The organism is Luteimonas fraxinea, assembly GCF_021233355.1.
GTDB lineage: Bacteria > Pseudomonadota > Gammaproteobacteria > Xanthomonadales > Xanthomonadaceae > Luteimonas > Luteimonas fraxinea.
This window is the reverse complement of record NZ_CP089507.1, coordinates 3,392,727-3,418,963: the sequence shown is the minus strand read 5'-3', so window position 1 is coordinate 3,418,963 and position 26,237 is coordinate 3,392,727. Positions and strand designations below refer to the sequence as shown.

At 66.3% G+C, this 26,237-nt stretch carries 27 protein-coding genes, 4 tRNA genes, 1 other RNA gene and 1 pseudogene; 12 read left to right on the top strand and 21 right to left on the bottom strand.

The annotated features are described in order from the left end of the window. Positions 1–88: 88 nt before the first annotated feature. From LU699_RS15455 to LU699_RS15445, 3 genes are read right to left on the bottom strand one after another with little or no spacing between them, the layout of a single operon-like run. Positions 89–2,029 carry a helix-hairpin-helix domain-containing protein gene (locus LU699_RS15455; protein ID WP_232580236.1) on the bottom strand — a complete coding sequence of 647 codons (1,941 nt, stop codon included), beginning with the start codon at positions 2,027–2,029 and terminating at the stop codon, positions 89–91. Beyond that, complete coding sequence (locus LU699_RS15450) at positions 2,030–2,833, bottom strand: PP2C family serine/threonine-protein phosphatase (RefSeq protein WP_232580235.1); 804 nt, start codon at positions 2,831–2,833, stop codon at positions 2,030–2,032. Beyond that, on the bottom strand, positions 2,833–3,510 hold the full coding sequence (locus LU699_RS15445; protein ID WP_232580234.1) for a vWA domain-containing protein: 678 nt from the start codon (positions 3,508–3,510) through the stop codon (positions 2,833–2,835). Before LU699_RS15445 ends, LU699_RS15450 begins: the two co-directional genes overlap by 1 nt. A 76-nt stretch (positions 3,511–3,586) precedes the next feature. Between LU699_RS15445 and LU699_RS15440 the strand changes: the two genes are divergently transcribed. Beyond that, on the top strand, positions 3,587–4,225 hold the full coding sequence (locus tag LU699_RS15440) for a hypothetical protein (RefSeq protein ID WP_232580233.1): 639 nt from the start codon (positions 3,587–3,589) through the stop codon (positions 4,223–4,225). Between the two features lie 14 nt (positions 4,226–4,239). On the opposite strand, the gene LU699_RS15435 is transcribed toward LU699_RS15440, so the two are convergent. From LU699_RS15435 to LU699_RS15425, 3 genes and pseudogenes are all read right to left on the bottom strand, one after another. Then, positions 4,240–5,106, bottom strand: coding sequence for an exonuclease domain-containing protein (locus LU699_RS15435; protein WP_232580232.1), 867 nt, complete (start codon positions 5,104–5,106; stop codon positions 4,240–4,242). 496 nt (positions 5,107–5,602) lie between these two features. Beyond that, positions 5,603–6,436 (bottom strand): hypothetical protein, encoded by an 834-nt coding sequence (locus tag LU699_RS15430; protein WP_232580565.1) that lies wholly within the window; start codon positions 6,434–6,436, stop codon positions 5,603–5,605. A gap of 117 nt (positions 6,437–6,553) precedes the next feature. Further along, positions 6,554–6,700, bottom strand: a pseudogene (locus tag LU699_RS15425) (DUF4236 domain-containing protein); the annotation flags it as partial. Between the two features lie 782 nt (positions 6,701–7,482). Here LU699_RS15425 and LU699_RS15420 point away from each other — a divergent pair. Continuing rightward, entirely contained in the window at positions 7,483–8,037 is a 555-nt protein-coding gene (locus LU699_RS15420; RefSeq protein ID WP_232135924.1) for a lipocalin-like domain-containing protein, read from the top strand. Between the two features lie 95 nt (positions 8,038–8,132). Here the strand turns inward: LU699_RS15420 and ffs are convergent. The 9 genes from ffs to LU699_RS15375 all read right to left on the bottom strand — a co-directional run bounded on the left by ffs (position 8,133) and on the right by LU699_RS15375 (position 13,969). Continuing rightward, an RNA gene (gene ffs, locus LU699_RS15415) (signal recognition particle sRNA small type) lies at positions 8,133–8,229 on the bottom strand. 104 nt (positions 8,230–8,333) lie between these two features. Beyond that, on the bottom strand, positions 8,334–8,897 hold the full coding sequence (locus LU699_RS15410; protein WP_232135927.1) for a hypothetical protein: 564 nt from the start codon (positions 8,895–8,897) through the stop codon (positions 8,334–8,336). Next, complete coding sequence (locus LU699_RS15405; protein WP_232135928.1) at positions 8,894–9,901, bottom strand: YVTN family beta-propeller repeat protein; 1,008 nt, start codon at positions 9,899–9,901, stop codon at positions 8,894–8,896. Before LU699_RS15405 ends, LU699_RS15410 begins: the two co-directional genes overlap by 4 nt. Then, on the bottom strand, positions 9,898–10,341 hold the full coding sequence (locus LU699_RS15400; protein ID WP_232135929.1) for a molybdenum cofactor biosynthesis protein MoaE: 444 nt from the start codon (positions 10,339–10,341) through the stop codon (positions 9,898–9,900). Before LU699_RS15400 ends, LU699_RS15405 begins: the two co-directional genes overlap by 4 nt. A 2-nt stretch (positions 10,342–10,343) precedes the next feature. Then, entirely contained in the window at positions 10,344–10,586 is a 243-nt protein-coding gene (locus LU699_RS15395) for a MoaD/ThiS family protein (RefSeq protein WP_232135930.1), read from the bottom strand. Then, positions 10,583–11,098 (bottom strand): cyclic pyranopterin monophosphate synthase MoaC, encoded by a 516-nt coding sequence (gene moaC, locus LU699_RS15390; protein WP_232135931.1) that lies wholly within the window; start codon positions 11,096–11,098, stop codon positions 10,583–10,585. The genes LU699_RS15395 and moaC overlap by 4 nt, the downstream gene beginning before the upstream one ends. A 311-nt stretch (positions 11,099–11,409) precedes the next feature. Further along, positions 11,410–12,432: a GTP 3',8-cyclase MoaA gene (moaA, locus tag LU699_RS15385; protein WP_232580231.1), complete on the bottom strand. Its 1,023-nt coding sequence runs from the start codon at positions 12,430–12,432 to the stop codon at positions 11,410–11,412. Continuing rightward, complete coding sequence (locus LU699_RS15380; protein WP_232135933.1) at positions 12,429–13,199, bottom strand: MBL fold metallo-hydrolase; 771 nt, start codon at positions 13,197–13,199, stop codon at positions 12,429–12,431. The genes moaA and LU699_RS15380 overlap by 4 nt, the downstream gene beginning before the upstream one ends. Further along, on the bottom strand, positions 13,199–13,969 hold the full coding sequence (locus LU699_RS15375; protein ID WP_232135934.1) for a 3-deoxy-D-manno-octulosonic acid kinase: 771 nt from the start codon (positions 13,967–13,969) through the stop codon (positions 13,199–13,201). Before LU699_RS15375 ends, LU699_RS15380 begins: the two co-directional genes overlap by 1 nt. A 56-nt stretch (positions 13,970–14,025) precedes the next feature. On the opposite strand from LU699_RS15375, the gene LU699_RS15370 reads away from it, so the two are divergent. Further along, positions 14,026–15,105, top strand: coding sequence for a glycosyltransferase family 9 protein (locus tag LU699_RS15370; RefSeq protein WP_232135935.1), 1,080 nt, complete (start codon positions 14,026–14,028; stop codon positions 15,103–15,105). Next, positions 15,105–15,479, top strand: coding sequence for a hypothetical protein (locus LU699_RS15365; RefSeq protein ID WP_232135936.1), 375 nt, complete (start codon positions 15,105–15,107; stop codon positions 15,477–15,479). The genes LU699_RS15370 and LU699_RS15365 overlap by 1 nt, the downstream gene beginning before the upstream one ends. Positions 15,480–15,482: 3 nt before the next feature. Here LU699_RS15365 and LU699_RS15360 read toward each other — a convergent pair whose 3' ends face one another. Continuing rightward, positions 15,483–15,893, bottom strand: coding sequence for a DUF6165 family protein (locus tag LU699_RS15360; protein WP_232135937.1), 411 nt, complete (start codon positions 15,891–15,893; stop codon positions 15,483–15,485). Positions 15,894–16,006: 113 nt separating this feature from the next. Here LU699_RS15360 and LU699_RS15355 point away from each other — a divergent pair. Together LU699_RS15355 and LU699_RS15350 are read left to right on the top strand one after the other, a co-directional pair. After that, a tRNA-Ser gene (locus tag LU699_RS15355) sits at positions 16,007–16,097 on the top strand. 549 nt (positions 16,098–16,646) lie between these two features. Beyond that, positions 16,647–17,351, top strand: coding sequence for a PP2C family protein-serine/threonine phosphatase (locus LU699_RS15350; RefSeq protein ID WP_232117634.1), 705 nt, complete (start codon positions 16,647–16,649; stop codon positions 17,349–17,351). A gap of 15 nt (positions 17,352–17,366) precedes the next feature. On the opposite strand, the gene dnaQ is transcribed toward LU699_RS15350, so the two are convergent. Genes dnaQ through LU699_RS15335 form a run of 3 tightly spaced genes read right to left on the bottom strand, consistent with a single transcriptional unit; the run spans position 17,367 to position 19,231 of the window. Then, the gene (gene dnaQ, locus LU699_RS15345; protein ID WP_232135939.1) at positions 17,367–18,092 is read right to left on the bottom strand and encodes a DNA polymerase III subunit epsilon; all 726 of its coding nucleotides are present in this window, start codon (positions 18,090–18,092) and stop codon (positions 17,367–17,369) included. 13 nt (positions 18,093–18,105) lie between these two features. Next, positions 18,106–18,552 (bottom strand): ribonuclease HI, encoded by a 447-nt coding sequence (rnhA, locus tag LU699_RS15340; protein WP_232135940.1) that lies wholly within the window; start codon positions 18,550–18,552, stop codon positions 18,106–18,108. A 25-nt stretch (positions 18,553–18,577) separates the two neighbouring features. Then, positions 18,578–19,231 carry a methyltransferase domain-containing protein gene (locus tag LU699_RS15335; RefSeq protein WP_232135941.1) on the bottom strand — a complete coding sequence of 218 codons (654 nt, stop codon included), beginning with the start codon at positions 19,229–19,231 and terminating at the stop codon, positions 18,578–18,580. 43 nt (positions 19,232–19,274) lie between these two features. Here LU699_RS15335 and gloB point away from each other — a divergent pair, with 43 nt between their 5' ends. Together gloB and LU699_RS15325 are read left to right on the top strand one after the other, a co-directional pair. Continuing rightward, on the top strand, positions 19,275–20,039 hold the full coding sequence (gene gloB, locus LU699_RS15330) for a hydroxyacylglutathione hydrolase (RefSeq protein WP_232135942.1): 765 nt from the start codon (positions 19,275–19,277) through the stop codon (positions 20,037–20,039). Then, on the top strand, positions 20,036–21,208 hold the full coding sequence (locus LU699_RS15325) for a lytic transglycosylase domain-containing protein (RefSeq protein ID WP_425491639.1): 1,173 nt from the start codon (positions 20,036–20,038) through the stop codon (positions 21,206–21,208). The genes gloB and LU699_RS15325 overlap by 4 nt, the downstream gene beginning before the upstream one ends. A gap of 100 nt (positions 21,209–21,308) precedes the next feature. Here LU699_RS15325 and LU699_RS15320 read toward each other — a convergent pair whose 3' ends face one another. Beyond that, the gene (locus LU699_RS15320; RefSeq protein ID WP_232135944.1) at positions 21,309–23,294 is read right to left on the bottom strand and encodes a SurA N-terminal domain-containing protein; all 1,986 of its coding nucleotides are present in this window, start codon (positions 23,292–23,294) and stop codon (positions 21,309–21,311) included. A 261-nt stretch (positions 23,295–23,555) separates the two neighbouring features. Between LU699_RS15320 and LU699_RS15315 the strand changes: the two genes are divergently transcribed. The 4 genes from LU699_RS15315 to LU699_RS15300 all read left to right on the top strand — a co-directional run bounded on the left by LU699_RS15315 (position 23,556) and on the right by LU699_RS15300 (position 24,588). Further along, positions 23,556–23,837 (top strand): HU family DNA-binding protein, encoded by a 282-nt coding sequence (locus tag LU699_RS15315; RefSeq protein WP_159679230.1) that lies wholly within the window; start codon positions 23,556–23,558, stop codon positions 23,835–23,837. Between the two features lie 20 nt (positions 23,838–23,857). Next, a tRNA-Val gene (locus tag LU699_RS15310) sits at positions 23,858–23,932 on the top strand. 15 nt (positions 23,933–23,947) lie between these two features. Continuing rightward, positions 23,948–24,024: transfer RNA gene (locus LU699_RS15305), tRNA-Asp, on the top strand. Between the two features lie 487 nt (positions 24,025–24,511). Then, positions 24,512–24,588: transfer RNA gene (locus LU699_RS15300), tRNA-Asp, on the top strand. Between the two features lie 73 nt (positions 24,589–24,661). Here the strand turns inward: LU699_RS15300 and LU699_RS15295 are convergent. Beyond that, positions 24,662–26,233: a serine hydrolase gene (locus LU699_RS15295; protein WP_232135945.1), complete on the bottom strand. Its 1,572-nt coding sequence runs from the start codon at positions 26,231–26,233 to the stop codon at positions 24,662–24,664. Between the last annotated feature and the right edge of the window lie 4 nt (positions 26,234–26,237).

The window sequence follows — 26,237 nt, the reverse complement described above, 5'->3', positions numbered from 1 at the left end:
CGCAATCACACCAGCGCCGTCCACATGGATAATCAATTGGCGCCATGGATTTTGATCCGGAGCTTTCGATATGCGGCGCGGCCGAAAATTACGCGCCGCGAATTCCTACCGCCTTCGCGTCCGCGCGCGCCTGCGCGTATTTCGGGACCGCCTCGCGCATAGCGTTCTCAAGCGCTTGACGCTGGGCAACGGCGACATGCCTCATCTGTTGAAGCTCCGCTCTACCGGCCTGGAGTTCCTTGATGATTTCAGCGCGGCGGGTAGCGATGCTGCGATCAAGGTCAGCGACGAGCCGGGGGTCGACGCCTCCGCTCGCGTTGAAGCGAAATCTCGCTTCAAGGCCACGCCGCCACTTCAAGAGCCTCTCCGTAAGCGCCGGTCCAAAACCGGGCACATTCATGACGCCGTGCTTGGTTACGTCGGCTGCCGTCTCGATGCCAAATGACTCGAGCATCGCCTTCTTCGCGGCGCCGATCCCGGAGATCGACGCACTCTCGATTTCGAACTGATCCAGATATGCACGCAGCGCATGCGTTTGGCGATCCTGGACGAGGCGGCTGTAGCGCGCATCTCGCTTTTGCTGCAGCTGACCAAGCTCCCCTTTGAACGCGTCCAGTGCTTGGCGTTTGGCGCGAAACTGAGCATCGAGGCGATCTTCCCGCCAGCGGACGCAAAGCCCCTCAAAATGACTCTTGGCCTGACGAAAGCGATTTTCAATCGGCGATACGTCGCTGCGGCCGCGCGCGTTGATCCATACGCCAAGCCCCGCTCCCAAGAGCCCCCACAAGAGGATCAGATCAACACTGACGAGCACGCCGAGGAACATGATACTGAGCGCAACCGCCCATGCAGTGCCTAGCCAAACGCTTTTGCGTTTTCCGAGTGCTGCGATTGCGGGCGATGGAACCGCAGCGGGCACCTGCGGCGGCGCGGGCCAAGTCGGGATCGCGATTGACACGATATCCCGCCAGATCGCGTCGACATTCGCAGGGCCGCTCTGCACGGGCGGCGTCGCGCCCAGGGGCATTCCAAACAGTGCGATGCCTGCCCGCTCGATCGGGCACCAAGGGCATGCGCTGAGCGCGCCGAAGTAGTAATGCGCCGGATGCGCGGAGCACCGAACGAACTTTGACTCAACCGCCTCGAGGGCTTTGATCCAATCCTGCGCGGATGGACGCGCGCCCGGTGCGGTGGACGCCTGCCCAAACGCACGCTCCCATAGCTGTGCCACTTGCGTGGAGGCAGCCGTTGCGGGCGCACTAAAGGGGGGCGGCTGCATGCCCAGCGTCGCGCCATTGGCCGCATAGGCATAGCGAAATCCAGGGATCGCCTTCTCGATCGGCATATCGCCAGGGCCGCTGTAGCGCCCCGCGAATGGATGGCGCCCGTTAAGCAGCATCTGAAAGATCAGAACCGCCAGACCAAAGTTGTCGTGGTTTGGAGTGCGCGTGATTGACGCGAAGGCTTTTCCTTGCAGCTCAGGCGGCGTGAAGTCTTGAACGCCGACTTCGCATCGAAACACGCGGCCCTGATGCGACACCTGAAAGCTGTCGGTGTCGATCAACCGCACGGTCGCGTCGGGCGCGACGCGAACCCCGCCGTGATTGACGTCCCCCACGAGGTGCCCGGCTTGGTGGAGCGCTGCAAATGCGCGAGCCGTATTGAGCGCGGCGCGCACCACCATGCGCCAGTCGGCGCTTGGAAAATCCGCCAGCCGGCTCTTGGGGCTGTAAAGCTTGTGGATGTCCTTGGAGCCGCGCAGGTTCTCCATCAAAAACCCGCGCACCTTCCCGTCCGGCTGGCGGAGGATATCGATGGGCCACGCAGTGAGCTGACTGATCACCGGTGTGCGCAAGCTCGGCATCACCGCAAGCTTTTCGCTCCGCTCAGCACTCGCGGGCGCAAGGTAGATCTTGGCAGCAAGCTCAGGGCGCCCGCTGACTTCGTAGACCGCGCCCTCACCACCCTTTCCAAGAAGTGCGCCGAGGGCCACCCGGCCCGCGCTACCGCGGACGTCGGGCGTGGTCACTCAGGGGGCCTCGGGCAGCGCAGGCGTCTGTGCCGGCAAACGACTCGCCAAAAGAAGCGTCTTGTCATCATCCGTCCGCTCGCAGACGACGGGCGACGACAGATACCGATCGAGCTTCTCGGACAGCCCGTGGTCGAACCCGTCCGACGGCAACGCCCTCACCGCTTGGATCATCTGGTCGAAGAACGGACCATGGACGGTCTGGGAGGCGTAGTGCAGCACTAACGCTTCGATGCCGTCGGTGAACACTGCAATTTCATCGACGGGACCTGCTTGAGACGAGAACTCAACGCTATCGACCGCGGCCGCGTCAGTTACGAAAACGGTTTGATTGATGAACTCGCCATGCTGCGGCCAGAAGATGTAGGCCCAGTCATCACCGCGCGGACGCACCACCATCGCGCCGTCGCCAACCTGCAAGAAGCACGCATGGTCTGGGGATATGATCGCCGCAAGCAGCGTGCAGGCGTATTCGCGAACGGAGCACCCGTCCACCTCGGCACGGTGGCTGATCCTCGCCACCACATTGCCAAGCCAGCCCTGCGCAGTTTCACGCGTGATTTCTTCCAGAGTGCGGCCATCTGCGAAGAAGCCGCGCACCGAGTCGAGAAGCTCCGCCGCGGCAAGCTGCGCGCCACTGTCAGAGTAGCGGGCGCTGCCGGCGCCATCCGCGGCCACCAGCACCAAGATAGGATCCTCACCGATGAGCGCCCAGCCGTGTGCGTCCTGACAGGGCGCCCCCGTCTTGGCATGCGACGTTCCGAGCGCGGATGCGGCAGCGAGCCGCCACGCCTGGAGGTCCATTAAACCGTCGCCCATCCCTCTGGAACAGCCGGATTTTGCAAGGGCACGGCGTCGCCAGGTGTGGAGCGCGAGACCGCGCTCATGGAGTTGGATAGCCAGCTAAAGAGCTCGCGGAACTGCAGACCGCGCAGACTCAGTGGCGCGCGAACGGATATCTGACGCAGAGTTTCCATATCTGCGCCCTGCACTCCCACGGCAAAGAACTGGAAGTTCTTGGTGGCCTCGCCCTCTCGCACGAGCTCGGCTGCGCGCTTCCAATTATCGGTCGGCGCGCCGTCGGTGATTAGAAAGACCCACGGTCGGTAGTAAGACACGCCGTTGGCCTTGTAGATCTCTTTGCGCTGGCGCAGCATCTCGAGCCCCTGCTCGATCGCAGCGCCCATCGGCGTATCCCCAGTGCACGCTAGTGTTGGCGGGTAGAAGCTGTCGGCTGTTACGAACTCCGTCATGGTCTGCACGGGGCCGAAAGTCACGATTCCCACCTCAACGCGCTTGGCGGCAAGCGAGTCAGCGGTGAGCTCTTCGCGAAACTGCAACAGCCCTTCGTTGAGCTGCTGGATTGCCGGGCCGTTCATCGACATAGAGGTGTCGAGGAGCAAGAGGCACGCGCACCGGTTTTCCGGGTTCTCCGCGAAGGTGTCTGCGCCAAAGGGCATCTGCTCAAATTCGTTCGTCATAACGGATCTCCCTGTCCTAGGCGATATGTTAGTCGCAAACCTTGGCGCCTGAGCGGGGCGGGCTTAGCATCCCAGCATGTCGATCGTGCCTCCCTTCGCCGCCGCTTCTTGGGCACCCCGCAGCATTGCCGACTGGGCGCCACTTTTCGTCTCGGGCGTGGTGATCGTTGGGCTGTTGCTCGCGCTCGCGGTCGGCGATAGCACATTTACAGCGCCGCAAGCGTCCGTCCCGGTCGCGCGAGAGGCCCCCCGGGCCCCGGCCGAAGCGCGCCCGCTTCGCGCGGCACCTCCGCGCGTGCAGAGCGGCAACCAGGGCTCCATCCGGCTCGTTGGAACGCGGGCGCTCCCAAAGCAGAACAGCCAGTTGGCGTCTGCAAGCGGTTGTTCGAGAGAGCAGCCCGGGGCACCGTCGTCCTCTGCAGCCGCTGCAATACAGGCGGGCTGGCACGTCGGCGCGGACCTCTATCAGTCCGGCTACCACGTCGTCCTTGTGGACGCCGGTGTTGAGCGCCGAGGCGAGCGCTGCGTGCCGATCGGCGCTTCGGTACTCGTGTTCATTGAGTCGGGCTTGGTTGCGATCGCTTATGACCGGACCGGGCTGCCTGCTTCGCGCTTGGCAGCGATCGAAGTCGCCGAACCTGATGGGGTGAAAATGATGGGCGGCAAAGCCACACTCGCGCATCTCGCGCTGGGCGATCAACTACTTCTTCGCTAGGCGCGCTGCGGGGCTCAACAGATCGCTTGGGTTTCCACGATCTGCTTGAAATCGGATTCGCGTAGCACGCGGATTGCATGCCCCTCGGCGATGAGCGCTTCCGTTTTCAAATGCTTGGTGCTCTTGGTCTTCCCACCGAGCTTACGCGCGTCCTGATCCCCAACGATCAGAAGCGTCGTCTTCTTGCTGACGCTCGCTGCGACGTCGCAGCCTGCCTTCGCCGCAAGATCTGCGGCATGGCGCCGGGGGATCTCCAAGGACCCAGTGAACACCGCGATTTGCCCATAGAGCGGCCCCTCGCAGTCGCCAAGGCGCGTTACGTGCCCCTCGGTGCTCAGATCGATCGGGCGCCGCACGCGACCCTGCCAGTCGGCGAGCGTCAGCCCTGTCGCCTCGCTCGCGCGGCAGAGCACCTCCCCAGCTGCGCGCGCGTCTTCGAGCGCGTCGTGGTGCTTGAAGCGAATGCCGAGAAACGCAGATACCGGGCGCAATCCATATCCACGCGCGCCAAAACGATCTGGCCATGCCCGCCGCACGACGCGCGCGGTATCGAGCCACTGCCAGACGGGAAGGCTCACGTCATAGCGCTCACAAGCTCGGCGGACAGCACCTTGGTCAAACGGGGTATGACAGGCAATGATGCTCTCGTCGAGGCGCTGCCTGAGTGCTCCGACGATCTGCGGCCATGTGGGCGCGCCGCGAACATCAGCTTCGGTGATCCCGTGGATGTCGACATTGAAAGAATCGAACTCGTCCTCTGGATCGACGAGCGTCGAGTAAGAGTCGACATGTCGCCCATCACGGAAAAACGCCACGCCGACTTGGCAGATGCTTCCCAGGTCAGCGTTGGCCGTCTCGACATCGAGCGCCGCAAAATCCATTTCGTCCCCGGTGATATCACGCGAGATCTGCGAGTTGGGGACGCAGCATGGTCGTTAGGCGACACCGCATCCTGCGCGCTTATGCTTTGAGCGAACTACTTGCTTGGCTTGTGCTTGTGCGGCTTGAGAGAGGGCGTGTTTCCAGGTGTGTCTTTGTTGTCCCGCCGCCTTTTATCGGGCTCACCGGTGGACGGTGCGATCGGCTTGGGACCGGGCTTGATTGCCATGCATAACCTCCCTTTCGACTGATGAAGAATGAGTGCTTGCGGTGTCGCCTAACGCAATTTTTCAAAGTTCTTCTGGGCTGGCTTTCCGACTTGATCAGGCAACCGGCTCCCGCGTGATTCAGCTCGCGCCACAGGTCTGCGAAACCAGGCGCTCAAGCCCTCGTTTATCAGTAATGCCAAAGGTTTGCAACCGAGGTTCGAGTGGAGGCCGGTAAGAGCCCAATCTTCGCCTACAGCAACGAAGACAGAGAACAGAGACTGCTAGATCACTACGCTTTCACCACGCGCGACAGCATCTGGAGCTGGGTCGCAAACGCAGCAGCTACGCCGGGCTTGGACACGTGAAGGAGCTCGTTGAGCCCCGTTGCGCTCGCAATGCCGAGGCGATCGTATGCGCAGATCGGGATCTGATGATTGTTCTTGAACCGCTTGTCAGGTCCGCCGCGCTTGTTTACAAACCGCCACGTGTAGCCAGTAATTGTTGCGTCAGAAGGCACGCCCTCGTCTTCGATGAAGCTGGTAGGGCCCGCCTCGAGGCGCAGGGATCCAAATGACACGCCGCCCACGCCGGAACTGTCGTAGATCAACACGCGGTCGGGGAAAAAGTGGAGGGTTTGAGCACCGATTTCGATGGCGACCGTTTCGATGTTGGTCTTGACATATGGCGGCGCCGCGCGGGAGACGCGCGTTCTTTTACGCTTGATCAGGCCGCTGGCGCCCGCGTGATACTTCGTGTCGTGCACATGAGCGCGCGCAGAGATATGCCACACACGAGCGGCCGCCGCGATGCCGTCGGCTGCCCTGTGGAACGCGTCGAGTGCCCGTTCGACATCACTGTCGAGTTCGTAGAGAAGCACCACAGATTTTCTGAGAAGGTCTGTGTAGCAGGCCCAGGCAGTAACGATCCCCCCGGCAAAGACGGCGCCCCAAAGTGCCCAGTCCGGAGCACCTCGTATGAGCAGGATCAGCAAGGCGGCGAGCGACGCCGCCAAGGCCCAAGGCCACCTACGAACGCGCTTTTGCTTCGCGCTCAGTTCTTCCAGAAGTTCGGCTGACGACGAATCGACAATCGTCGTCGCGAGCGCGGAGTCGATCGCCACCATGGGCCCGTGTGTGCCTGCCGGCACGTCGACCCAGTCGAGCGAGGGTGATCGCGGCGCGGGCGGACGTTGAGGTCCGCGCTGCGCTGAAAGCGCCGGAAGCGTCGCGCGGTAGTAAACGCCGCCTCGCCCCATATGGACATAGTTGCCCCTAGGCCCCGCACCGAGGCGCAGGCCCTTGATGCCGACTGAGACGCCCACCCCTCCCTTAGACAGATTGAAGCGAAACGGCCCGACTCGAACGCTCTTGCGTAGAAAGATACCCATCGATCAAGTTCCTTTTGCACGCGCTTTTCCGTTTAAGGTCGAGGTTGACGCGTTCGCCTCCGTGTCCCGCGCAGATGTTGACAGAAGTCGCCTCGCCAGCGCCGGTCCCGCAAGCATTGGAGCTTTAGAAAAGACTTGGTCTCGTGCTTTGGCTACGTTAGGGTGTCGGGACACTCTCTGGGACACATTCCGGCTGGTGGCTTGTCAAGGAATTCAGCGGGTTAGGCAGGATCTCTAGAGGATCCCCCTCTCTCCGCCAGAAACGCAAACGCCCCCTCGTGGGGCGTTTTGCGTTTCTGGCGGAGAGAGGGGGGTGAAAGAACCCGCGCGGGTTCGACGGATTCGCCCGGAGCGAATCCGGACAGCCGCACGGCTGGCCCCGCAGGCGCATCGCGCCGGAGGGGCGAGACCCATGGATGGGCCGAGCCTCGGATTCGCCGGGAGCGAATCCGGACAGCCGAATGGCTGGCCCCGCAGGCGCACTGCGCCGGAGGAGTGAGGCCCAGGGATGGGCCGAGCAATCCGCTCGTTGCACAGATCGTTCGCCCCATCTCCGACCGTAGCGAAGATCAAAATGGATCCCAGCGTCCACTGGGATGACGGCTTGCGTACTCACACGTTCGGTCGGAGACACGTACGGCTATTCCTTTGAAGAATTCACGGACGCCTCCCCTCCAACAACATGTTCACGCATCAAGAGGTATCGCTGCACGACCGAAGGGCCCGCGCTCCCAGTCCGCATCCGGCGCACGCCCGCATCGCATCCCACCCGGAGATCCGCCATGCTGACCCGCCGTCTCGTCGCCCCGCTGCTGATGTCCATCGCACTGCCGCTGTCCACATTCGCCATGGCCCAAACTGCACCCCCGACCCCGCAGGACACGCCCGCGACCACTGCAACCGCGGCGACACCCGCGCCCGTCGAAGGCAGCTGGCGACTCGTGTCCTACGAAGTCGAGGTCAAGGAAGGCGGCGAGACCTTTCCGCCGATGGGCGATCAGCCGACCGGCTACGTGATGTTCTCGCCTGAAGGCCGCGTGTGGTTCGTGCTGACCGGCGAAGGCCGCGAGCCGGGCGAGAGTGCGCAGGAGAAGGCGCGTCTGCTGGAAACCGTGATCGCCTATACCGGCCGTTACCGGATTGAAGGTGACACCTGGATCACCGCGGTCGATGTGGCCTGGAACCCGGCATGGGTCGGCACCGAACAGCGTCGCCAGTTCAAGCTCGACGGCGATCGTCTGCAGGTGCTGACCCCGTGGCGGGTCATGCCGAACTGGGCCGACAAAGGCGAGACGCGCAGCATCATCACCTTCGAGCGTGCTCGCGAAACGCGCTGAGCATCGACATGGCGGATCGGTTCATGTCGATCCGCCGCAGCGCAGACGTGCAGAACGAAGCAAACCGTCGCTGGCGTGTACCACAAAAGGTGATGGCCCCGCCGACTGACCTCGGCGCCCGCATCGACCGATACCGTTGCTGCCTTCCGGCCCTGGCGGGATTTTCGATCTAGCGTCGCGAGGGGCCGACGGGGCCACCATGGAGACACGCGCCGGGCTTTGCGCCCGACCCCGCCATGACGACGGGACGCGGAGTCTAGCAGGCCCGCGGCGACTCGCCTATCCGCTTCGAGGCATCACGGCGCACCGATGCGCTCGACCTCGGGCGTGCCGGCCTGCTGGCTGAATCGGAACGCATAGGACAGGCGGACGGCGGTCGGGGTTTCGATGACATCGTCCGCTTGGCAGGCATCGGTGCCTTCGAACGTCGCGGGCGCCACGCACAGAAATGCTGGCGCGTAGGTCCACTGGCCGATTGCGGCCAGCGCTGCATCGATGAATGCCGGGATTTCGATATCCGCTGGCGGCGCGCAATCTGCGTCGGTCCGCGGCGCAGCTGCGGATACCGCGCCCGTCGCGTCGATGGCCGCATCGATGCACACCACGACCGGCGCGAGACGCAGCGGCAACTGGTCCGCTGGATAGACCGGCATTGCCGCGGGAATGTCGAGATTGGGATGGATGAAACGACGGTTGCGCTGCAGGTCCATGCGCGGCGTGTCCGCCGCCGGCTCGATCAACGATGCACCAACCGCGCCCTGCGGTGGCGGATCCGGCGGCTGAACCGGTGCGATCGACGGCGCTGAGGAACAGCCTGCGAGGCCTGCGATGCAGACCAGCACGCCGGCACCTCGGATCAAGGCGCGACCTCGCCCGGCACCAGCGCCAGCGCATCGGGTTCGCGCCCGGTCGTCCAGTATTCGAGAACCTGCCAATCGCGCGTATCGATCACTGCAATCCGGTCGGCACCGCTGATCGCCACATATGCGCGCGGCGCGTCGGGATCCACGATCGCACCGATCGGCAACGGCCCGTTGCCGAGCAGCGTCGTCTGCAGCGCGGCATCCGACGGCGCCAGTGCGACCGACGCCACCGCGCGGCGCGATGCGACGTCGAACACCGACAGCGTCGCGGCAGTCGCGTTGGTGACCAGCGCATGCCGGCCATCGGGCGTGAACACAACGCGGATCGGGAATCCCGCACTCGGCAGCGTCGCGACGATGTCGAGCGACTCGGGGTCATGCACGGTCACGGTGTCGTCGGCGCGATTGGTGACCCACACGCGCCCGTCGGGCGCGACCGCGATGCCTTCCGCGCCGGCGCCCGCTGGCCGCTCCGCGGTCGCACGCATGGTCGCCAGATCCACACGCACCACGGTGCCCGCGCGGATCTTGCTGACGTACGCGAACGCGCCGTCCTTCGAGATCGCGACCATATGACCGATGCCATCGCCAACCTCTGCGACGCCTGCCACCACGCCGCGCGCGATGTCGACGCGCAGCAGCGCACCGCTGCTTTCGGTCGTGACCAGCGCATCGCCATTTGCAAGCAATTGCAGTCCGTGCGGCCGCCCGTGCGTGCCGAGGTGGATCGTGCGCGTGCCGACATCGACGAGATCGATCACGGACAGCGCGTGGTGCGCGTCCTGGTGACCGTAGGTGGTAACGACAGCGGTACGGCCATCGCGCGAGACTGCGATCTCGTGTGGCGCGGGGCCGGTCGCGTATTCCGCGAGACGTGCGCCCGTCGCGCGATCGAGCGCCCAGACGGTATCGGCCGACTTGTTGCCGACCAGCAGCCGCGGCGCGGCGTGCGCGCTGCACATGGCCGCGACCAGCACCGCGGCGAGCACGAACCGCCTCATGCATCACCGCCGCGGGTCGATTCGGGATGCAGCCAGCCGGCGTCGCCATCGGCATACCGCTCGTGTTTCCAGATCGGAACCCGGTCCTTGATCTCGTCGATGATGTAGCGGCAGGCGTCGAACGCCGCGCCGCGATGCGCGGCGGTCACGCCAACCCACACGGCCATGTCGCCGATCGCCAGGTCGCCGATGCGGTGCACGCACAGCGCCGCGCACAGGTCGAACCGTTCGCGCGCCTCGGCGACGACCTTCGCGCCTTCGGCCTCGGCGAGCGCCACGTAGGACTCGTAACGCAGGCCGAGCACAGGGCGCCCGTCGTTGTGGTCGCGCACCCAGCCTTCGAAGCTCGCGAACGCGCCTGCACGATCGTGCTGCACGCGGCGGCGCAGCGGCGCCAGATCGACCGGCGCATCCGCCAGCCAGAATTCACGACTGTCCATGCTCAGCCTCCGCTGACCGGTGGAATGAAGGCAATCTCGCTGCCGGCCTGCAGCGCATCGTCCCAGCGCGCGAACGTGCCATCGACAGCGACGCGCAGACGCTCGACCGGCAACACAAAGCCGTGCCGCGCACGCAGTTCCGCGTACAGCGTGCGCAAGTCGGCCGCGTCTGTGGTCCAGGTTTCCTCGCCCTGCCCCGCGGCATCGCGCAGGCTGGCGAAATACAGCACGCGCACGTCGCTCATCGCGCACCGCCCGCGATCGATCCGACATCGCGCTTGCCGCCCCGCTTGCCGACCAGTTTTGCCGGGCCCAGCACGATCGCGTGCGACAGCGCCTTGCACATGTCGTAGACGGTGAGCGCCGCAATCGTCGCGCCGGTCAGCGCCTCCATCTCTACGCCTGTGCGGTGCGTGGTCTTCACCGTGCATTCGATGCGCAGCTCGCGTTCGCCTTGCCAGTCGATGGCGATGGCGATGCCGTCGATCGGCAGCGGGTGACAGAACGGAATCAGCTCGTGTGTGCGCTTGACCGCCATCGTGCCGGCGATGATCGCGGTGTCGACGATGCCGCCCTTCGCGCTCTTCAACCCATTGGCGTGCAACTGCGCGGCGACATCCGCGGGAAAGCGCACGCGGCATTCGGCGCTGGCGACGCGCGCGGTGGTCGCTTTCGCGGACACGTCGACCATCGTCGGACGGCCGGCGGCATCGATATGGGTCAGCGCTGCGGGCGCTTTGGGTTTCGTGCGGGCCATGCGCCTGCGTCGTGACTGCGGAAAGCGGATGTTACCGGGGCCGGTCTGAAGTGGCTCGCGACACTTGGAGTTCGATGACGAAAATCCGATTCGAAACATGCACGGATCGAGTACCGGAAATCCGGAAGGCTAGACGGCAGCCCTGAAGGTCTTCCCGTCATTCCGGCGAAAACCGGAATCCAGCGACTTGCCTACCCTCGCTCAGTCTGGCCGCACTCGGCGAGACCCGCGTAGAGGCTCTGGATTCCGGCTTCCGCCGGAATGACGATCAAGGCTGAAGTGGAGATGTTTGCGCCCCTGACAGAACAAGCTCAGCCGCCGACCAGAAACATCTCGACGTGCTTGCGCGGCGCACGCACGCTGCCGCGCAGTTCGCTGTAGCGGTCAGCGCGGCGCGACCACAGGTCGGCAAGCCGCGAGGAGAACGCCGCCTCGCCATCGCCGAGCCAGCTGCGCATCGGCTGGCCGCTGCCGGAGAACAGGCAGGTGTAGAGGCTGCCGTCGGCCGAGACGCGGGCACGCTGGCAATCGCCGCAGAACGGCGCGGTGACCGAACTGATGAAGCCGATCTCGCCGGCGCCGTCGATGAAGGCGTGCCGCTCGGCCACTTCGCCGCGGTAGTTCGCATCCAGCGCGCGCAGCGGCCAGCGGGCGTCGATGCGGGCATGCAGCTCACGCGACGGCACCACCCGCGCGCGATCCCAGCCGTTGCAGGTGCCCACGTCCATATACTCGATGAAACGCAGCACATGGCCGCTGCCGCGGAAATGCGCGGCCATGCGTTCGACTTCGTGGTCGTTGACGCCGCGCTGGACGACGCAGTTGAACTTGATCGCCGGGAATCCCGCGCGCTCGGCGGCAGCGATGCCGGCGAGCACGTCGCCGATCTCGCCGCGTCCGCCCGACAGCGTGCGGAACAGATCCGGATCGAGCGCGTCGAGACTGATGGTCAGCCGCTGCAGGCCGGCATCACGCAGGGCCTGCGCATGGCGCGCCAGCAGCGACGCGTTCGTCGTCATCGCCAGGTCGGTGATGCCCGGCACCTTGGCCAGGCGTTCGACCAGCGCCGGCAGGTTCTTGCGCAGCAGCGGCTCGCCGCCGGTCAGGCGCAGCTTGTGCATGCCCAGTCGCGCGAAGCCGCGCACCAGAGTTTCGATCTCGTCGAAGGACAGCCGCCCGGCCTGGTCGAAGCCGTAATCATCGGGCACGCGATCGGCCGGCATGCAGTATCCGCAACGGAAATTGCAGGCTTCGATCACCGACAGACGCAGGTCGTGCAGCGGACGTCCAAGCCGGTCGAGGGGCGCCTGGGGCAGATGTGGCAGGGCGCTCATACGAGTGGAGCCTGCGCCACGCGCGGTGGACGCAGCGCGAAACGGGCGCCAGGGCGGGCGATCCGCTGCCCGCGCGCTTCCAGCGCCGCGCCGTCGGCTTCGGACGCGTAGTGATACAGCACGCAGCGCGCCAGCAGGTCGCGCGGATACTCGCGCTCCAGATCGTCGATGCCGCTGTGCGAAGGGTTGCCGTACAGGCCGCAGTCGTGGGCGACGAGCTCGTCGCGATCGGCAAAGCGCGCCAGCATCTCGGGAATCGGCCGCGTGTCGCCGCTCCACACCAGGCTGCCCGGCAGACGCAGGCCGTACGCGGTTTCCGGCCAGTGGTGGCGCACCGGGAACACCTCCAAACGCACACCGTCGTGCCAGAACGCATCACCGACCGGAATCAGCTGGAAGGCATCCCAGAAGTTCGCGCCGCCTTCGGCCAGCACGTTCGGATAGTCGCCCACCCGCTTGTGCAGCAGCGGCACCACCGGCGCCGGCACGTAGATCGGCAGGCGGCCGCGGCGCGCGGGATCGAAGTAGCGGTCAACGAACAGACGCTCGAAGCCGGCGACATGATCCAGGTGCACGTGGGTGACGAACAGCGCGCGCGGCGCTTCGCCGTAGTGATCGAGATACGCGGTCAGGCCTTCGGCGCCGCAGTCGATCGTCAGCCAGGGCGCGCCGTCGCATTCGATCGTGGCCATCGGCGAGCCGAGCGCCACCGCCGACGCGTTGCCCACGCCCTGGAACCGCAGCGCCCAGTCGTCACCGCCCACCATCAGGTGCCCCGGCTCCACAGCGCGTCGTAGGAGCGGCGCAGCCGCGCGAAATCCTGTTCGACGTCCGCCTCCGGTCGCGCGCCACGCAGCTTTAGCAATGAGCGCTTGAGGCGCGCAAGATTCTGTTCGCGCCAGCGGGTTTCGGGAATGCGCAGCGCGCCGCGGTCGAGATCGATCAACCAGCCCTTGCCGACGCCGTCGAACAGGATGTTGTGCGCGTTGAGATCGGCATGGTCCAGACCGGCACGATGGAAGCGTGCGATCAGACGCCCGGTCTGTTCCAGCGGCGCATCTGCGGGTAAGTCGGCCATTTGATCGGCCAGCGAGCGCACGTCGGGGATCCGCTCCATCAGGATCCAGGCGCGATAGGAAAGTCCACGCCTCAGATAGCTCGCGGCGATCGGCTGCGGCACCGGCAGATCGCGTCGCAGCAGTTCACGCAGCAGACGGAATTCCACGAAGCTGCGCACGTGCTGCGTGCCGCGCCACAGATGCTGGTCGCGGTTGAAACGCCCGACCATGCCGCCGCGCAGGTACTGCCGCAGCACGCAAGGCCCGTGCGAGGCATCGATGAACCAGGCACCGCCGCGGCCACTGCCGTCGACGCGCTGCGCGCGCTCGCCCCAAGCCTCGGGATCGAACCAGCGCGGGTCGGCTTGCCGCAGCTGCGTGCCGTCGAACAGAATGGCTCCGCACGTGCCCGCCTGTCCGCTCGCGCGATCGCCCGCCGGTATCGGCGTCAGGCTTTCGGCGGGATCGAATCTGCTCATCAAAGCGAGTCTATCAAGCCTTGACGCCTGCCCTGCCCGGTTCCGACTCCTCGACAATGACCTCCAGCTCGCTCGCGCGGCCGCGTTCGATCTGCCTGTTGCGCCTCTCCGCGCTGGGCGACGTCACCCACGTGCTGCCGCTGATCCGCACCCTGCGCGCGGCCTGGCCGGACGTCGCGCTGACCTGGGTGATCGGCAAGGGCGAACACCGGCTGCTCGAAGGCCTGGCGGGCGTCGACTTCGTGGTCTACGACAAGAAGACCGGCATCGCCGGCATGCGCGCGCTGCGCCGCGAGTTGAAAGCGCGCCTGGGCCCGGCTGGACGTTTCGATGCCCTGCTGCAGATGCAGGTCGCCGCGCGCGCGAACCTGCTGTCGGCGTTCATTCCCGCGCGCGTCCGCGTGGGCTATGACGCTGCGCGCTCCAAGGATCTGCATGGGCTCTTCATCAACACACGCATTGCCGATCGCCAGGGCATCCATGTGCTCGACGCGCTGGGCAGTTTCTGCGAACCGCTCGGGCTCCGGCAGGACGACGTGGACTGGCGCGACATGCCGGTGCCAGCCGACGCCTTCGATTGGGCGCGCGCGCAGTGGCCGGACGATGGCCGCCCGGTGCTGATGATCTCGCCGTGCTCCAGCCATGTGCGTCGTAACTGGTACCCGGATCGCTACGCCGCGCTCGCCGATCACGCCGCCGATGCCGGCTGGCGCATCGTGTTGTGCGGGGGTCGCAGCGATCTGGAGCGGAAGACCACCGACGCCATCATCGCGGCGATGCGCAATGACGCCCTCGATCTGGTCGGCAAGGACACGCTCAAGCAGTTGCCTGCCCTGCTGTCGCGCGCTCAGCTGCTGGTCACGCCCGACTCCGGTCCGATGCACATCGCCAATGCGATGGGCACCAAGGTGCTGGGCCTGCACGCGGCCAGCAATCCCGAACGCAGCGGCCCGTACTCCGACCGCCGCTTCTGCGTGGATCGCTATGACGACGCCGCCCGCAAGTTCCTCGGCAAGCCGGCCGCGGATCTCAAGTGGGGCACGAAGATCGAATTCGACGACGTGATGGCGCTGGTCACCGTGGACGACGCGATCGACGCTTTCGAATGCCGCCGCGCCGACCTGGAGCGCACCTGATGGATCCCATCGTCGCCGGCCTGCTCGCCACCCTCGTCGGCGCGATCGTCGGCGGCGGGGTCAGTTTCCTGCTCAACCGGCAGTTGCACGCGCAGCAGCTCGAACGTCTGCGCACCGAACACAAGACCGAATTCGCGGCCGAGGACACCGCCCGGCATTTCCTCGGCCATCGCGGCTACACCGATCGCTCCTTCGACGTGCTGCGCAAGCATCTGGGCGGCTTCGAGGACGACGAACTGCGGCGCATCCTGGTGCGCGCCGGCGCGGTGCGCACCTATCGCGACGACGGCAGCGAATGGTGGCGGCTGCTCAGCCGCATGGACGAATACATCGAACAGAAGGCGCGGCGCGCGGACGTGGCGGCCGCCGACTGAGCCTCAGGGCGCGGTCTTGCCAGCCCGGTAGTCGGCGTAGGACTTCTCTTCGACGTAGGCCGAACCCAGCGCGAGATTGATCGCCTTCTTGATCCGCGCGCGCTCGTCGTTCTCGAGATACACGCTGCGCGCCAGCTGTACGAAATCGTCGCCGAACTCGCCGGCCCGCTCCTTGACCCGCACCGCGTCCTCGATGTCCCACAAGCGCTCGTTGACCGCCTTGAGGTCCGCGCGCAGCCGCACGATGTCGTGGCCCGCGGCCGGGTGCGCCATCCACGTCTGTTCCAGCGCACTCAGCTCGGTGCGCACGTTGGCAAGCTTCGCGGGATCGTCCATCCGCTCGGACTTGATCTGCAGGATCGAGAGCTTGTCGAGGAGTTCGCCGAACGAGACGGGGACGGTGATTTCGGACATGGACAGCGCCGTGGAGGTGAACGGGCCGGCCAGTGTAACGCCACGCTTGTCGCCCACGCGGAGCGCCCGTATGATTGCGCCCCCGGACGCCGCGAGGCGCTCGGGGACCATCTGGAGAGGTGGCAGAGCGGTTGAATGTACCTGACTCGAAATCAGGCAGGCGTTTATAGCGCCTCGGGGGTTCGAATCCCCCCCTCTCCGCCAGATTCGCAACGCCCCGGAAGGGGCGTTTTGCGTTTCTGGCGCAGAGCGGCGGATGAGAACCCCCCGCGGATTCGACGGATCGGCAGGATTGCCGATCCGGACAGCCGCAGACTTCCCCCGAAGGGACGAGGCCCATGGATGGGCCGAGTCGATCCCCCGGTAGACGAGCGCGCAACAACTGACAGACGCGAAGCGCCGCTTCATCGGAGCGCCCGAACATCCGCGCAACCTCGCGCATCATCGATTCGATAGCCGAGATCAAAATGGCCGACCCGCCATCCGACTGCTGAGAGGCGCCTCCAACGTCCGCTGGGATGGCGTCTCTGACTCGACGCGCATCGATCACCCCACGCAATGCACCACGTGCACGACGCTTGCCCTATGCTCCCGAACGGGTCCACCGTCACAATACCGAATGCGCCTCTCCTCCCCGTTCCGGACGCTCCGTATCGTGTCTCGCGCCATCTGCCGACCCGTCTTGGCCGCACCCGGGGAACCGTCGCGTTGTCGGCTACAGACACCCCGTTCCGGCTTCGCCAGGGGACACGCATGATCGAGTTCGGCCACCTGACGCATGTGGGCCTGCGGCGTGACCTCAACGAGGACACCTATTACGGCGACAGCGAGCTCGGGCTGTGGCTGATCGCCGATGGCATGGGCGGTCACGAGTACGGCGAAGTCGCCAGCGCGCTCGCCCGCGAGACCATCGTCCGCGAGATCCGTCAGGGCACCGCGTTGCCGCAGGCGATCCGCATCGCCGACGAGGAGATCATCCGTGCCTCGCGCCGACGCAACGACAGCCTGCCGATGGGCACCACGGTCGTAGCCGCGCGGGTGACCGGCAATCGATTCGAGGTAGCGTGGGTCGGCGACAGCCGGGTCTATCTGTGGCGCGACAACAAGCTCGCGCAGCTGTCGCAGGACCACAGCTACGTGCAGGAGCTCATCGCCCAGGGCGCGATCAGCATCGACCAGGCGCGCAGCCATCCGCATCGCAATGTGGTGACCCAAGCGCTGGGCGTCACCGATCCGCAGACGCTCAACGTCGAGACCCTGTCAGGCGAGCTGAGCCCCGGCACCCAGCTGCTGCTGTGCAGCGATGGCCTGACCGAGGAAGTCGACGACCGCGCGATCTCGCGCGTGCTGGCGCATCTGGAATGCAGCGCGCAGGAATGCGTCGATGGACTGGTGGCCGCTGCACTCGATGGCGGCGGCTCTGACAACGTCACCGTGATCCTGATCCGCCGGCACTGAGCGCCGGCGCTGATTTCAGGCCGGTTCCAGTTCTGCCGGCACGCCCACGGGTTCCCACAGGCATACGCCCGCCTTCTTGCGGATCGATTCAATCCGCGCTGCATGCGCGGCGAGCTCCTCGGCCTGCACCCTCAGCACCGGCCGCGCGCCGGCAGGCTGCGAGAGCACGATGTGGCGCGTGTTGCGCTCGGGCTCGACCGCTGCGCCGAAACCGATCTCGTGCTGCCCTGCGGTGAGTGCGAGATACACCTCGGCCAACAACTGGGCATCGAGCAGCGCGCCGTGCAACTGACGATGCGCGTTGTCGACGCCGAGGCGACGGCACAGCGCATCGAGCGAATTGCGCTGCCCCGGGTAGCGCTGGCGCGCGAGCAGCAGCGAATCCTCCACCGTCACCCGCTGGCGCAGATTTCCGTAGTCCGGGCCCAGCAGCGAGAGTTCGTTGTCGAGGAAGCCGACGTCGAAGGCCGCGTTGTGGATGATCAGTTCGGCGCCTTCGATGAACTCCAGAAACGCGTCAGCGATGTCGGCGAACGGCGGCTTGTCGGCGAGGAACTCCAGACTCAGGCCGGTGACCTCGGCCGCGCCCTGTTCGAAGTCGCGGTCGGGCTTGATGTACTGGTGATAGGTGCGACCGGTCGGGCGGCGCTCGACCAGTTCCACGCAGCCGATTTCGACGACGCGGTTGCCTTTCTTCCATTCCAGGCCGGTGGTTTCGGTGTCGAGCACGATCTGGCGCATGCGTGTCCTCTTCTCAGGCTGCGGCGGTGCGCTGTTCGCGCGCGGCGGCACTGGCGAGCGCATCGACGCGCTCGTTCTCGGGATGGCCGGAATGGCCCTTCACCCAGCGCCAGTCGATCTGGTGGCGCTCGCAGGCGACCTGCAGCCGCTGCCACAGATCCTGGTTCTTGACCGCGCCGCCGCCGGCGGTTTTCCAGCCCCGCTTGATCCAGTTGCGCATCCACTCGGTGATGCCCTGGCGCACGTACTGGGAATCGGTGTGCAGCACGATCTCGCAGGGCTCGCTCAGCGCTTCGAGCGCGGCGATCGCGCCCATCAGTTCCATGCGGTTGTTGGTGGTCTGCGGCTCGCCACCCGACAACTCGCGCTCGGTGGCCTTGTAGCGCAGCAACGCGCCCCAGCCGCCGGGGCCGGGATTGCCGAGGCACGCGCCATCGGTGTAGATCTCGATCGACTTCATCGGTGTTCCGCAAAAAAAATGAGGATCAGGCCGCCGGAGCGGCCAACGGCATCGGCATCGCGCGGCGGCTGCGCATCGGCGTCAGCGGCAGATGCCGCTTCTGCCCGCGCAATGCGTAGGCCGCGCGCAGACCCGGGCCGTTCTGGGATTCAGTAGCGGCCTCGGTGCGCCAGCTCGGGCCCATGCCGTTCGACACCGCGTCCGGCGCGAGGCCGGCATCGCGCATGCGACGACGCCAGGTCAGCGGTTCGGCACTGGCGATGCCCGTCCCGCGCCACCGCCAGCGGTAAGGCGTGAGCGGATTGAGGACCAGCAGCCACAAGTGTCCGCCTGGCGCGAGGACGCGCGCGGCCTCGGCGAGCAGGCCGAGCGCGTCGCCACGGCCGCCGACCACATGCTGCAGCACGACCGCACCGAAGGCTTCACTCGGCAGTGGCAGGGGCACGCCGCAGCGCACCGGGCCATGCAGACCATCGCCCTGCCGCACCAGACACAGGCCGCGGCCTTCCACCTGCAGCTCGGGCACGGTCGGAGTCAACCACAGCCACGGAAGACCCGGATGCGAGCCCAGCGCGTCGGTGACAAGCGTGTGCTCGCTGTCGAGAATCGCGCGGCCGGCCGGAGTCTCGAACCAGTTGCGGGCGCTGCCGGGTTGACCGGCCGGGGAGATCGCGGGCATGGTCGGCATTGTAATGGCTTCCAGCCGCCGCCGAGCCGAACCGATGCGACTGCAGCCCTTGCCCGCCTTCGAGGACAACTACATCTGGACGCTGTCGGACGCGTCCGGACGCGCCATCGTGGTCGATCCGGGCGAAGCCGGGCCGGTACTCGCCGCGGCCGAAAACGGGCTGACGCCCATCGCGCTGCTGCTGACCCACCACCATGCGGACCACATCGGCGGCGTGGATGCGCTGCTGGCGCGCTGGCCGGATCTACCCGTGTACGCGCCCGACGATCCGCGGATTCCGCAGGCGACGGTCCGGGTAGGCGATGGCGACACCGTCGAAATCGCCGACTGGCGCTTCGATGTGCTCACGGTGTCGGGCCATACCAGCAGCCATATCGCCTTCCACGGACACGGCCATCTGTTCAGCGGGGACACCCTGTTCAGCCTCGGCTGTGGGCGCATGTTCGAAGGTACCGCGGCCCAGATGCTGACCTCGCTCGACCGGCTGGCCGCCCTGCCTGCCGATACACTGGTCTGCTGTGGTCACGAATACAGCCGGTCCAACGCAGCCTTCGCGCGCGTGGTCGACCCGGACAACGCAGCGCTGCGGCGCCGTGAACAGGAGATCCTCGACATGCGCAGCGTTCCGCGCCCCACCCTGCCCGTCGCGCTCGCCAGCGAGCTCGCCTGCAACCCCTTCCTCCGCGTCGACACCGACGCCGTCCGCGCCGCCGCCTCGCGTCAGGCGGGCACGGCGCTGACCGACCGGGTCGATGTCTTCGCCGCATTGCGGCGCTGGAAAGACGGCTTCCGCGCATGAGGCGGGGGCGCGTGACCCGGCTGGCCGCGGCGCTGCTCGTATTCGCAGCGCCGGCAGCGACCAGCTTCGCGAACAACGCCGCTTCCAACGCATCTGCCGCGGTCCTGGTCCCGGCCACGCTTGCCGCCTCCGGCACTTCGACGCCGGTGGTCACGCGCAATGGCCAGGAGGTCTATCGTCGTTTTCTCGACGGCCTGTCCGAGCCTGAGTGCGCCGCGGATGCGACCGAGCGCTGGCGCTCCCACTTCGGCCATGTGCCACGTCAGCTGGCCTCGCTCGGCAACGATGTGCTGCCGCTGTTCGCCTACGTGGTCGAAGAGGTGCGCGCCCAGCATCTGCCGACCGAGTTCGCCCTGATTCCCTTCGTCGAGAGCGGTTACCGGCCCGGCGCCCGCAGCGCATCTGGTCCCGCGGGCCTGTGGCAGTTCATCGCGGTGACCGCGCGCAACCACGAGATTCCGATCCGGCCCGGCTACGACGGCCGCCTGTCGCCCGCTGATTCCACCCGCGCCGCGGTGCGCTATCTGAAGACCCTGCACGGCATGTTCGCCGGCGACTGGCGTCTGGCGGTGATGGCCTACAACGCCGGTGAGTACCGTGTGTTCGGTGCGCTCAAGCGCGCCGGCCAGGAGGCCCGCGACGCGACACCCGACACGCTGCCGATGCCGCAGACCACCCAGGCCTATGTGCGCAAGCTGCACGCGCTGTCGTGCCTGATCAAGGAAGCCGGCGAGCGCGAGACCTGGATGGCCTCGATGGACCGCGAAGTGCCGGCGCTGACCGCGATCGCAGTGCCGGACGGCGTTCGCGATCTCGACACCTTGGCGAGTCGCCACGAGACCGACGCCGCGCGCCTCAAGCGCCTGAATCCCGCGCACGTCGACGGCCGCCTCGCGCAGATCGGCCAGCCGGTCACGCTGCTGGTGCCGCAGGCTGCGGCCGCGCCACCGGTGTTCATGGCCGAGGCGCCGCCAGAGGTCGACATCCCGCAGGCCGCCAGCGAAGCCGCCACCGCCGCACGACGCATGCATACGGTCGTCCGCGGCGATTCGCCGTGGTCCATCGCCAAGCGCTATGGCCTGCGGACGCAGGAATTGCTGACCCGCAACGCGCTCGATGCACGCAGCGTGCTGCGGCCGGGCATGGAACTGCTGATCGACGAGCGCTGATCGGGCGCGACGCGCGTGCGGATACACCTTTCCGCACACCGCACCCCATAAAAAAAGCCCGGCGCGAGCCGGGCTTTTTCGTGGTCCGTGCAAAGCGCCGTTACAGGCGCGCTTCGTTGACCGTGATCTTCATCTCGCGGCGCAGGCTGCGCTGCATGATTTCCGCATCCTCGCTGCCCAGCAGGCTGCCGAGCTGCTGACGCAGCATCCTCTGCTCCTGCTCGCTCGCGTCCTCGGGCTTGCCCGGCTCGACCTTGGTCACGGCGAAGACCACCGAACTGCCATCGGCCAGCATCACCTTGCCCGGCGTCGGCGTATCACCGGTCGGCGGCGCCGCGCGGAAATAGGCCTGGCTGGCGCTCGCGTCCGGCACCGGTGCACCGCGCGGAATGCCCGGCACGTCCTGCGCCTGCAGCTGGCGTTCGCCGGCCAGCGCCTGCAGGGTCTTGCCGCCCTTGATCTCGGCGACCATCGCATCGGCAGCCTGCTCGGCCTGCTTGCGCGCACGGTCGGCGCGGACCTCGGCGATCACGCGCTCACTCACCTGCGCCAGCGGCTGCGCGCGCTCGGGCGTGTGGCTGGTGACGCGGATGAATACCGTCTGGTTCGGGCCGATCTCGATCGGATCGCTGACCGTGCCGTCCTGGGTCAGCGCTTCGGAGAACGCCGCCTGCACGACGGCGTTGTTGGCCGCGATGCCGCTGCCGGCGCCACGCGCGAACGGCGCGATGGTCTGGATCTGCACGCCACCGGCGGCCGCTGCGGGTTCCAGCGACATCGGGTTCTTGTTGATCTCGTCGACGAAGCGACCAACCTGCTCGTTGTAGACACGCGAGCTGTCGCCCTCGCTGACTTCCTTTTCCATCTGCTCGCGCACGTCTTCGAACGCGACCGGCTTGCCGGCGTCCACTTCGCGCAGCTGCAGCACGTGCCAGCCGAAGTCGGTGCGCACCGGCGCGCTGACCGCATTGGGCTGCATCGCGAACAGCGCATCTTCGAACGCGCCGGCCATCATGCCTTTCTCGACCCAGCCCAGATCGCCGCCGCCGTCCTTGGAACCCGGATCGTCCGAATTCTCGCGTGCGAGCGCGGCGAAATCGGCGCCCGGCGCCTGCGCCTTGGCGGCGATATCGGCGGCCTTCTTCTGCGCAGCCTGCTGCGTGGCCTCGTCGGCACCGGCCGGCACTTCGACGAGAATGTGCGAGGCCCGACGACGCTCGGCAGTCGCGAAGCGCGACTTCACCTGCTCGAAGTGGGCGCGCGCTTCGGCTTCGTCGACCGTCGCGTTCTCTGCACCGGCGTCGGCCGCGGCCTTCAATTCGACGTATTCCAGCGCAACCTTCTCCGGCTCGCGGTATCGCGCGGCGTGCGACTCGTACCAGGCTTGCTGGTCGGCCTGCGACACTTCAGCCGCGTCGACGGCCAGCGGCGGCACGACGACGAAGCTGACATCGCGACGTTCGCCGAGCAGACGCATCAGACGCGTGGACTCGCCCGTCGTGACAAACGCGGTTTCGGCGATCGACTGCGGCACCAGTGCGCGCTGCAGATCGATGCGGATGCCTTCCTGGAACTCGCGCGGCGTGCGCGGCGGCTGCGTGGACTGCAGCGCCATCTGATAACGCTGCGGATCGAAGCGGCCTTCGACCTGGAATGCCGGGATCGACTGGATGATCTCCTGCACCTGCGCATCGCCGACGACGATGTTGGCGCGATCGGCCGCGAGGCCGAGCACCGCACGGTCGATCAGCTGCTCGAGCACTTCACGCTTGCTCTCCATCGTCTCGAACGCGCGCGCGTCGAACGCTTCGCCTTCCTGCTGACGACGCTGCTCACGCATGCTGTCGAAGGTCTGGCGGAATTCTTCGGCACTGACTTCGGCCGAGGACCACGCGAACTTGCGCACCAGCCACCAGTCCGGCGCGGACTGCCACCATTTCGGCGGCGCCTCGACCTTGGCGGCATAGTCGGCATTGTTCTGGAACAGATACTGCTCCATGCCGAAGAACGCGAAGGGGACCGCGAGTACCGCCACGATGGCGATGGCGATCCAACCACTGGTCTTATCTCGAAGCGCTTGCAGCATGGGTCAGGACACAGGATGGCGAGCCGCCCAGTGTACCCGCAAGCCCGCGGCCGCGCAGGCGCAAGGCCCGTCCACGCCGCGCCGCGAGCGCGCTCGCACCTGTTCAGTCGCGATCCGGAATCCGGTCGTAATCGCCTAGGGGATCGCGTAACATGCGCGCCTGACCGGAATCCCCGTCCGGACCAGCAGCGCACAGCGCGGCCGGCCGGATGCTCCAGACGTACGACACGTCGATATCTCAAGAAGAAGAGGAATTCACAGATGGCAAACCTCACCAAGTCCGACATCATCGCTTCGGTTGCCGAGAAGTCCGGCCTGTCGCGCGCCGACGCTGGCCGCGCTGTCGACGGCCTGCTCGACACGATCACCGAGGCGCTGAAGAACGGCGACGCGGCCAACTTCGTCGGCTTCGGTTCGTTCGTTGCCCGTCCGCGTGCTGCGCGCACCGGCCTGAACCCGCAGACCAAGGAGCCGATCCAGATCGCCGCTTCGACCGTGCCTGCTTTCAAGGCTGGCAAGGCGCTGAAGGATGCAGTAAAGTAAGCGGCTCGATTGTTCCGCATGGGTGCTTAGCTCAGCGGTAGAGCGTCTCCTTTACACGGAGAGGGTCGGGGGTTCGAAACCCTCAGCACCCACCAAGAGTTTCAAAGCGCGGAGCGGTAGTTCAGTTGGTTAGAATGCTGGCCTGTCACGCCGGAGGTCGCGGGTTCGAGTCCCGTCCGCTCCGCCAATTTACAAGCAAAAAACCCTGCAGAGATGCGGGGTTTTTTGTGTCCTGCGTTTTTCGGAGGCGCGCAGTGCGAAGCGGGCTTTTCGATTGCAAGCATCGACATGGCAGGCACGCTCGCAGGATCGGTGTTCCGATTGCGCCTTTCCGGAGAAATCGTGCGCGCTGGTTTCCGCATTAGATGATCAACGCGAACTTCCTGAGTTTGGCGGGCGCGTCGACATCGAACGGCGCACGATCAGCAGCCACGATGATCGAGTCATTCCACCCAAAGTCTGCATCCTCGCGTCTGCGAATCGCGTGTGATCCGAGCGTCCGCAGGCATCGCCCCGCATGCAGCAGAACGTGTTGCGTGCAACGACAACCAGCACGCTGGAGCGCAATCGCCGACCATTATCGGCGGCTGATTCGATGCCACGTCGAACACCGCGAAAAAAAGTGCGCGCAGCCTCTTCCCAAGCCCGAAGTTTCATGTAGAATCTCGCGCCTTGGAGCGGTAGTTCAGTTGGTTAGAATGCTGGCCTGTCACGCCGGAGGTCGCGGGTTCGAGTCCCGTCCGCTCCGCCATTTGCAAGCGAAAACCCCTGCAGAAATGCAGGGGTTTTTCGTTTGTGTCGATCTCGATTCCTGGGGTGCGGAGCTACCGGCAATCGCTTTCGCGTACGAATGCGAGATCTTCGAAGTCGTAGCTGAAATCCGCGTCCGGATCGACTTTGGCCATGTGCAGCGCGGTCGCGCTGCCCTGCGCCGGCGATGCGATGAGCCACGCGTCGACATCGACATCGGTGTCCCGCCAGCGCACCTGCAGCCGGCCATCGACCGCGACGACATCGCCGTGCAGTTTTGGCGAACGCTCGGAGACGAAGCTCAGTCCATCTCCTTGAGGACACACGTCGACGCTGCCGAACCACGGATCGCGCCAGCGCCCGACGACGTTCGCAGTCTCCGCCGCGGTCGGCGCGCGCGCCGGACCTCGCGCACCGGATCCGGACGCGTCACTGTCGGCACGCTCTGCTGCGAGCAAACCGGCGTAATACGCGACATCGTGCGAGCCAGCTGCACCGGTGAACTGCTTGACCAGCGCCTGCATCAACACCGTGCGCGCCTCGTCCGCATCGCCGTTGATCAACACGACGATGCCCACGCCGCGCTCGGGCAACAGCGTCAGCGCGGAATACATGCCCTTGAGCGTGCCGGTGTGCGAGACCTTCGACGTGCCATCGACATCGGTCAGCCGCCAGCCGTAGCCATAGGCCGAGAAGTGGCTGCGATCCCACGCGCGCATGCGCGGGCTGAGCGGAATCGGCATGTGCGCCGTCCACGCGGCATCGCGCTGCGCCTGCGACAACCACGCCTGCTCAGAATCGTCACCGCTGGCATCGAGCCAGACCTGCGCCCAGCGCAGCATGTCGTCGAGGCTGCAGCGGAGTCCGCCGGCGGCCATCATCGGCTCGTCCGGAATCGTCGTGTCATCGGCGCGCACCACGACGGTGCGACCGTCGATGCGCGCATGCGGCTGGGCGACGTTGCCGACCGCGTCGCGCGACCAGCTGCCGGCCTGGCAGCGCGTCATGGCGAGCGGTTCGAAGATTTCGCGCCGCACCAGCACATCGAACGGCACGCCGGCCACGGCGGCCGCCACTTCGCCGGCAACGATGTAGAGCGTGTTGTCGTAGGCGTAACGGGAACGGAAACTCCAGCGTGGCTGCAGATGGCGCAGGCCGTGGATGACGTCCGAGCGCGTGAAGCGGTTCGGCGACGGCCACAGCATCAGATCGCCAGCGCCGGGGCCGAGTCCGCTGTTGTGAATCAGCAGATCGCGGACCTGGATCTCGCGCGTGACCCAGTCGTCGGCCATGCGGAAATCGGGCAGATGCCGCACCACCGGATCATCCCAGCGCAGCAGACCGGCATCGACCTGGCGGGCCAGCACCGCCGCGGTCATGGCCTTGCTGTTGGATGCGATTTTGAACAGCGTGGCCGCGTCGACCGGCTCGCCCTGCCCCGCGCGCAGTTCGCCGCGCATGTGGCGCAGCACCACCTCGCCATCGACGACGACGCCCACCGCGATCCCGGGCAGTGCGTAGCGGGCGACCGCGTCGTCGACCAGTGACGCGAGCCGTGCAGGATCGATCTGCGCCTCGCGTGCACCCGCCTGCCCCGCGACAGCGAGGCAGGCGATCAGCATCCAGCGCGCGACGCGCGTCGGCACGGCT

Bases quoted from the DNA above. Each gene is read 5' to 3' on its own strand.
- LU699_RS15450 (WP_232580235.1), bottom strand. From the start codon at position 2,833: ATGGACCTCCAGGCGTGGCGGCTCGCTGCCGCATCCGCGCTCGGAACG.
- LU699_RS15445 (WP_232580234.1), bottom strand. From the start codon at position 3,510: ATGACGAACGAATTTGAGCAGATGCCCTTTGGCGCAGACACCTTCGCG.
- LU699_RS15440 (WP_232580233.1), top strand. From the start codon at position 3,587: ATGTCGATCGTGCCTCCCTTCGCCGCCGCTTCTTGGGCACCCCGCAGC.
- LU699_RS15435 (WP_232580232.1), bottom strand. From the start codon at position 5,106: ATGGATTTTGCGGCGCTCGATGTCGAGACGGCCAACGCTGACCTGGGA.
- LU699_RS15430 (WP_232580565.1), bottom strand. From the start codon at position 6,436: ATGGTGGCGATCGACTCCGCGCTCGCGACGACGATTGTCGATTCGTCG.
- LU699_RS15420 (WP_232135924.1), top strand. From the start codon at position 7,483: ATGCTGACCCGCCGTCTCGTCGCCCCGCTGCTGATGTCCATCGCACTG.
- LU699_RS15405 (WP_232135928.1), bottom strand. From the start codon at position 9,901: ATGAGGCGGTTCGTGCTCGCCGCGGTGCTGGTCGCGGCCATGTGCAGC.
- LU699_RS15400 (WP_232135929.1), bottom strand. From the start codon at position 10,341: ATGGACAGTCGTGAATTCTGGCTGGCGGATGCGCCGGTCGATCTGGCG.
- LU699_RS15395 (WP_232135930.1), bottom strand. From the start codon at position 10,586: ATGAGCGACGTGCGCGTGCTGTATTTCGCCAGCCTGCGCGATGCCGCG.
- moaC (WP_232135931.1), bottom strand. From the start codon at position 11,098: ATGGCCCGCACGAAACCCAAAGCGCCCGCAGCGCTGACCCATATCGAT.
- moaA (WP_232580231.1), bottom strand. From the start codon at position 12,432: ATGAGCGCCCTGCCACATCTGCCCCAGGCGCCCCTCGACCGGCTTGGA.
- LU699_RS15380 (WP_232135933.1), bottom strand. From the start codon at position 13,199: ATGGTGGGCGGTGACGACTGGGCGCTGCGGTTCCAGGGCGTGGGCAAC.
- LU699_RS15375 (WP_232135934.1), bottom strand. From the start codon at position 13,969: ATGAGCAGATTCGATCCCGCCGAAAGCCTGACGCCGATACCGGCGGGC.
- LU699_RS15370 (WP_232135935.1), top strand. From the start codon at position 14,026: ATGACCTCCAGCTCGCTCGCGCGGCCGCGTTCGATCTGCCTGTTGCGC.
- LU699_RS15365 (WP_232135936.1), top strand. From the start codon at position 15,105: ATGGATCCCATCGTCGCCGGCCTGCTCGCCACCCTCGTCGGCGCGATC.
- LU699_RS15360 (WP_232135937.1), bottom strand. From the start codon at position 15,893: ATGTCCGAAATCACCGTCCCCGTCTCGTTCGGCGAACTCCTCGACAAG.
- LU699_RS15350 (WP_232117634.1), top strand. From the start codon at position 16,647: ATGATCGAGTTCGGCCACCTGACGCATGTGGGCCTGCGGCGTGACCTC.
- dnaQ (WP_232135939.1), bottom strand. From the start codon at position 18,092: ATGCGCCAGATCGTGCTCGACACCGAAACCACCGGCCTGGAATGGAAG.
- rnhA (WP_232135940.1), bottom strand. From the start codon at position 18,552: ATGAAGTCGATCGAGATCTACACCGATGGCGCGTGCCTCGGCAATCCC.
- LU699_RS15335 (WP_232135941.1), bottom strand. From the start codon at position 19,231: ATGCCCGCGATCTCCCCGGCCGGTCAACCCGGCAGCGCCCGCAACTGG.
- gloB (WP_232135942.1), top strand. From the start codon at position 19,275: ATGCGACTGCAGCCCTTGCCCGCCTTCGAGGACAACTACATCTGGACG.
- LU699_RS15325 (WP_425491639.1), top strand. From the start codon at position 20,036: ATGAGGCGGGGGCGCGTGACCCGGCTGGCCGCGGCGCTGCTCGTATTC.
- LU699_RS15320 (WP_232135944.1), bottom strand. From the start codon at position 23,294: ATGCTGCAAGCGCTTCGAGATAAGACCAGTGGTTGGATCGCCATCGCC.
- LU699_RS15315 (WP_159679230.1), top strand. From the start codon at position 23,556: ATGGCAAACCTCACCAAGTCCGACATCATCGCTTCGGTTGCCGAGAAG.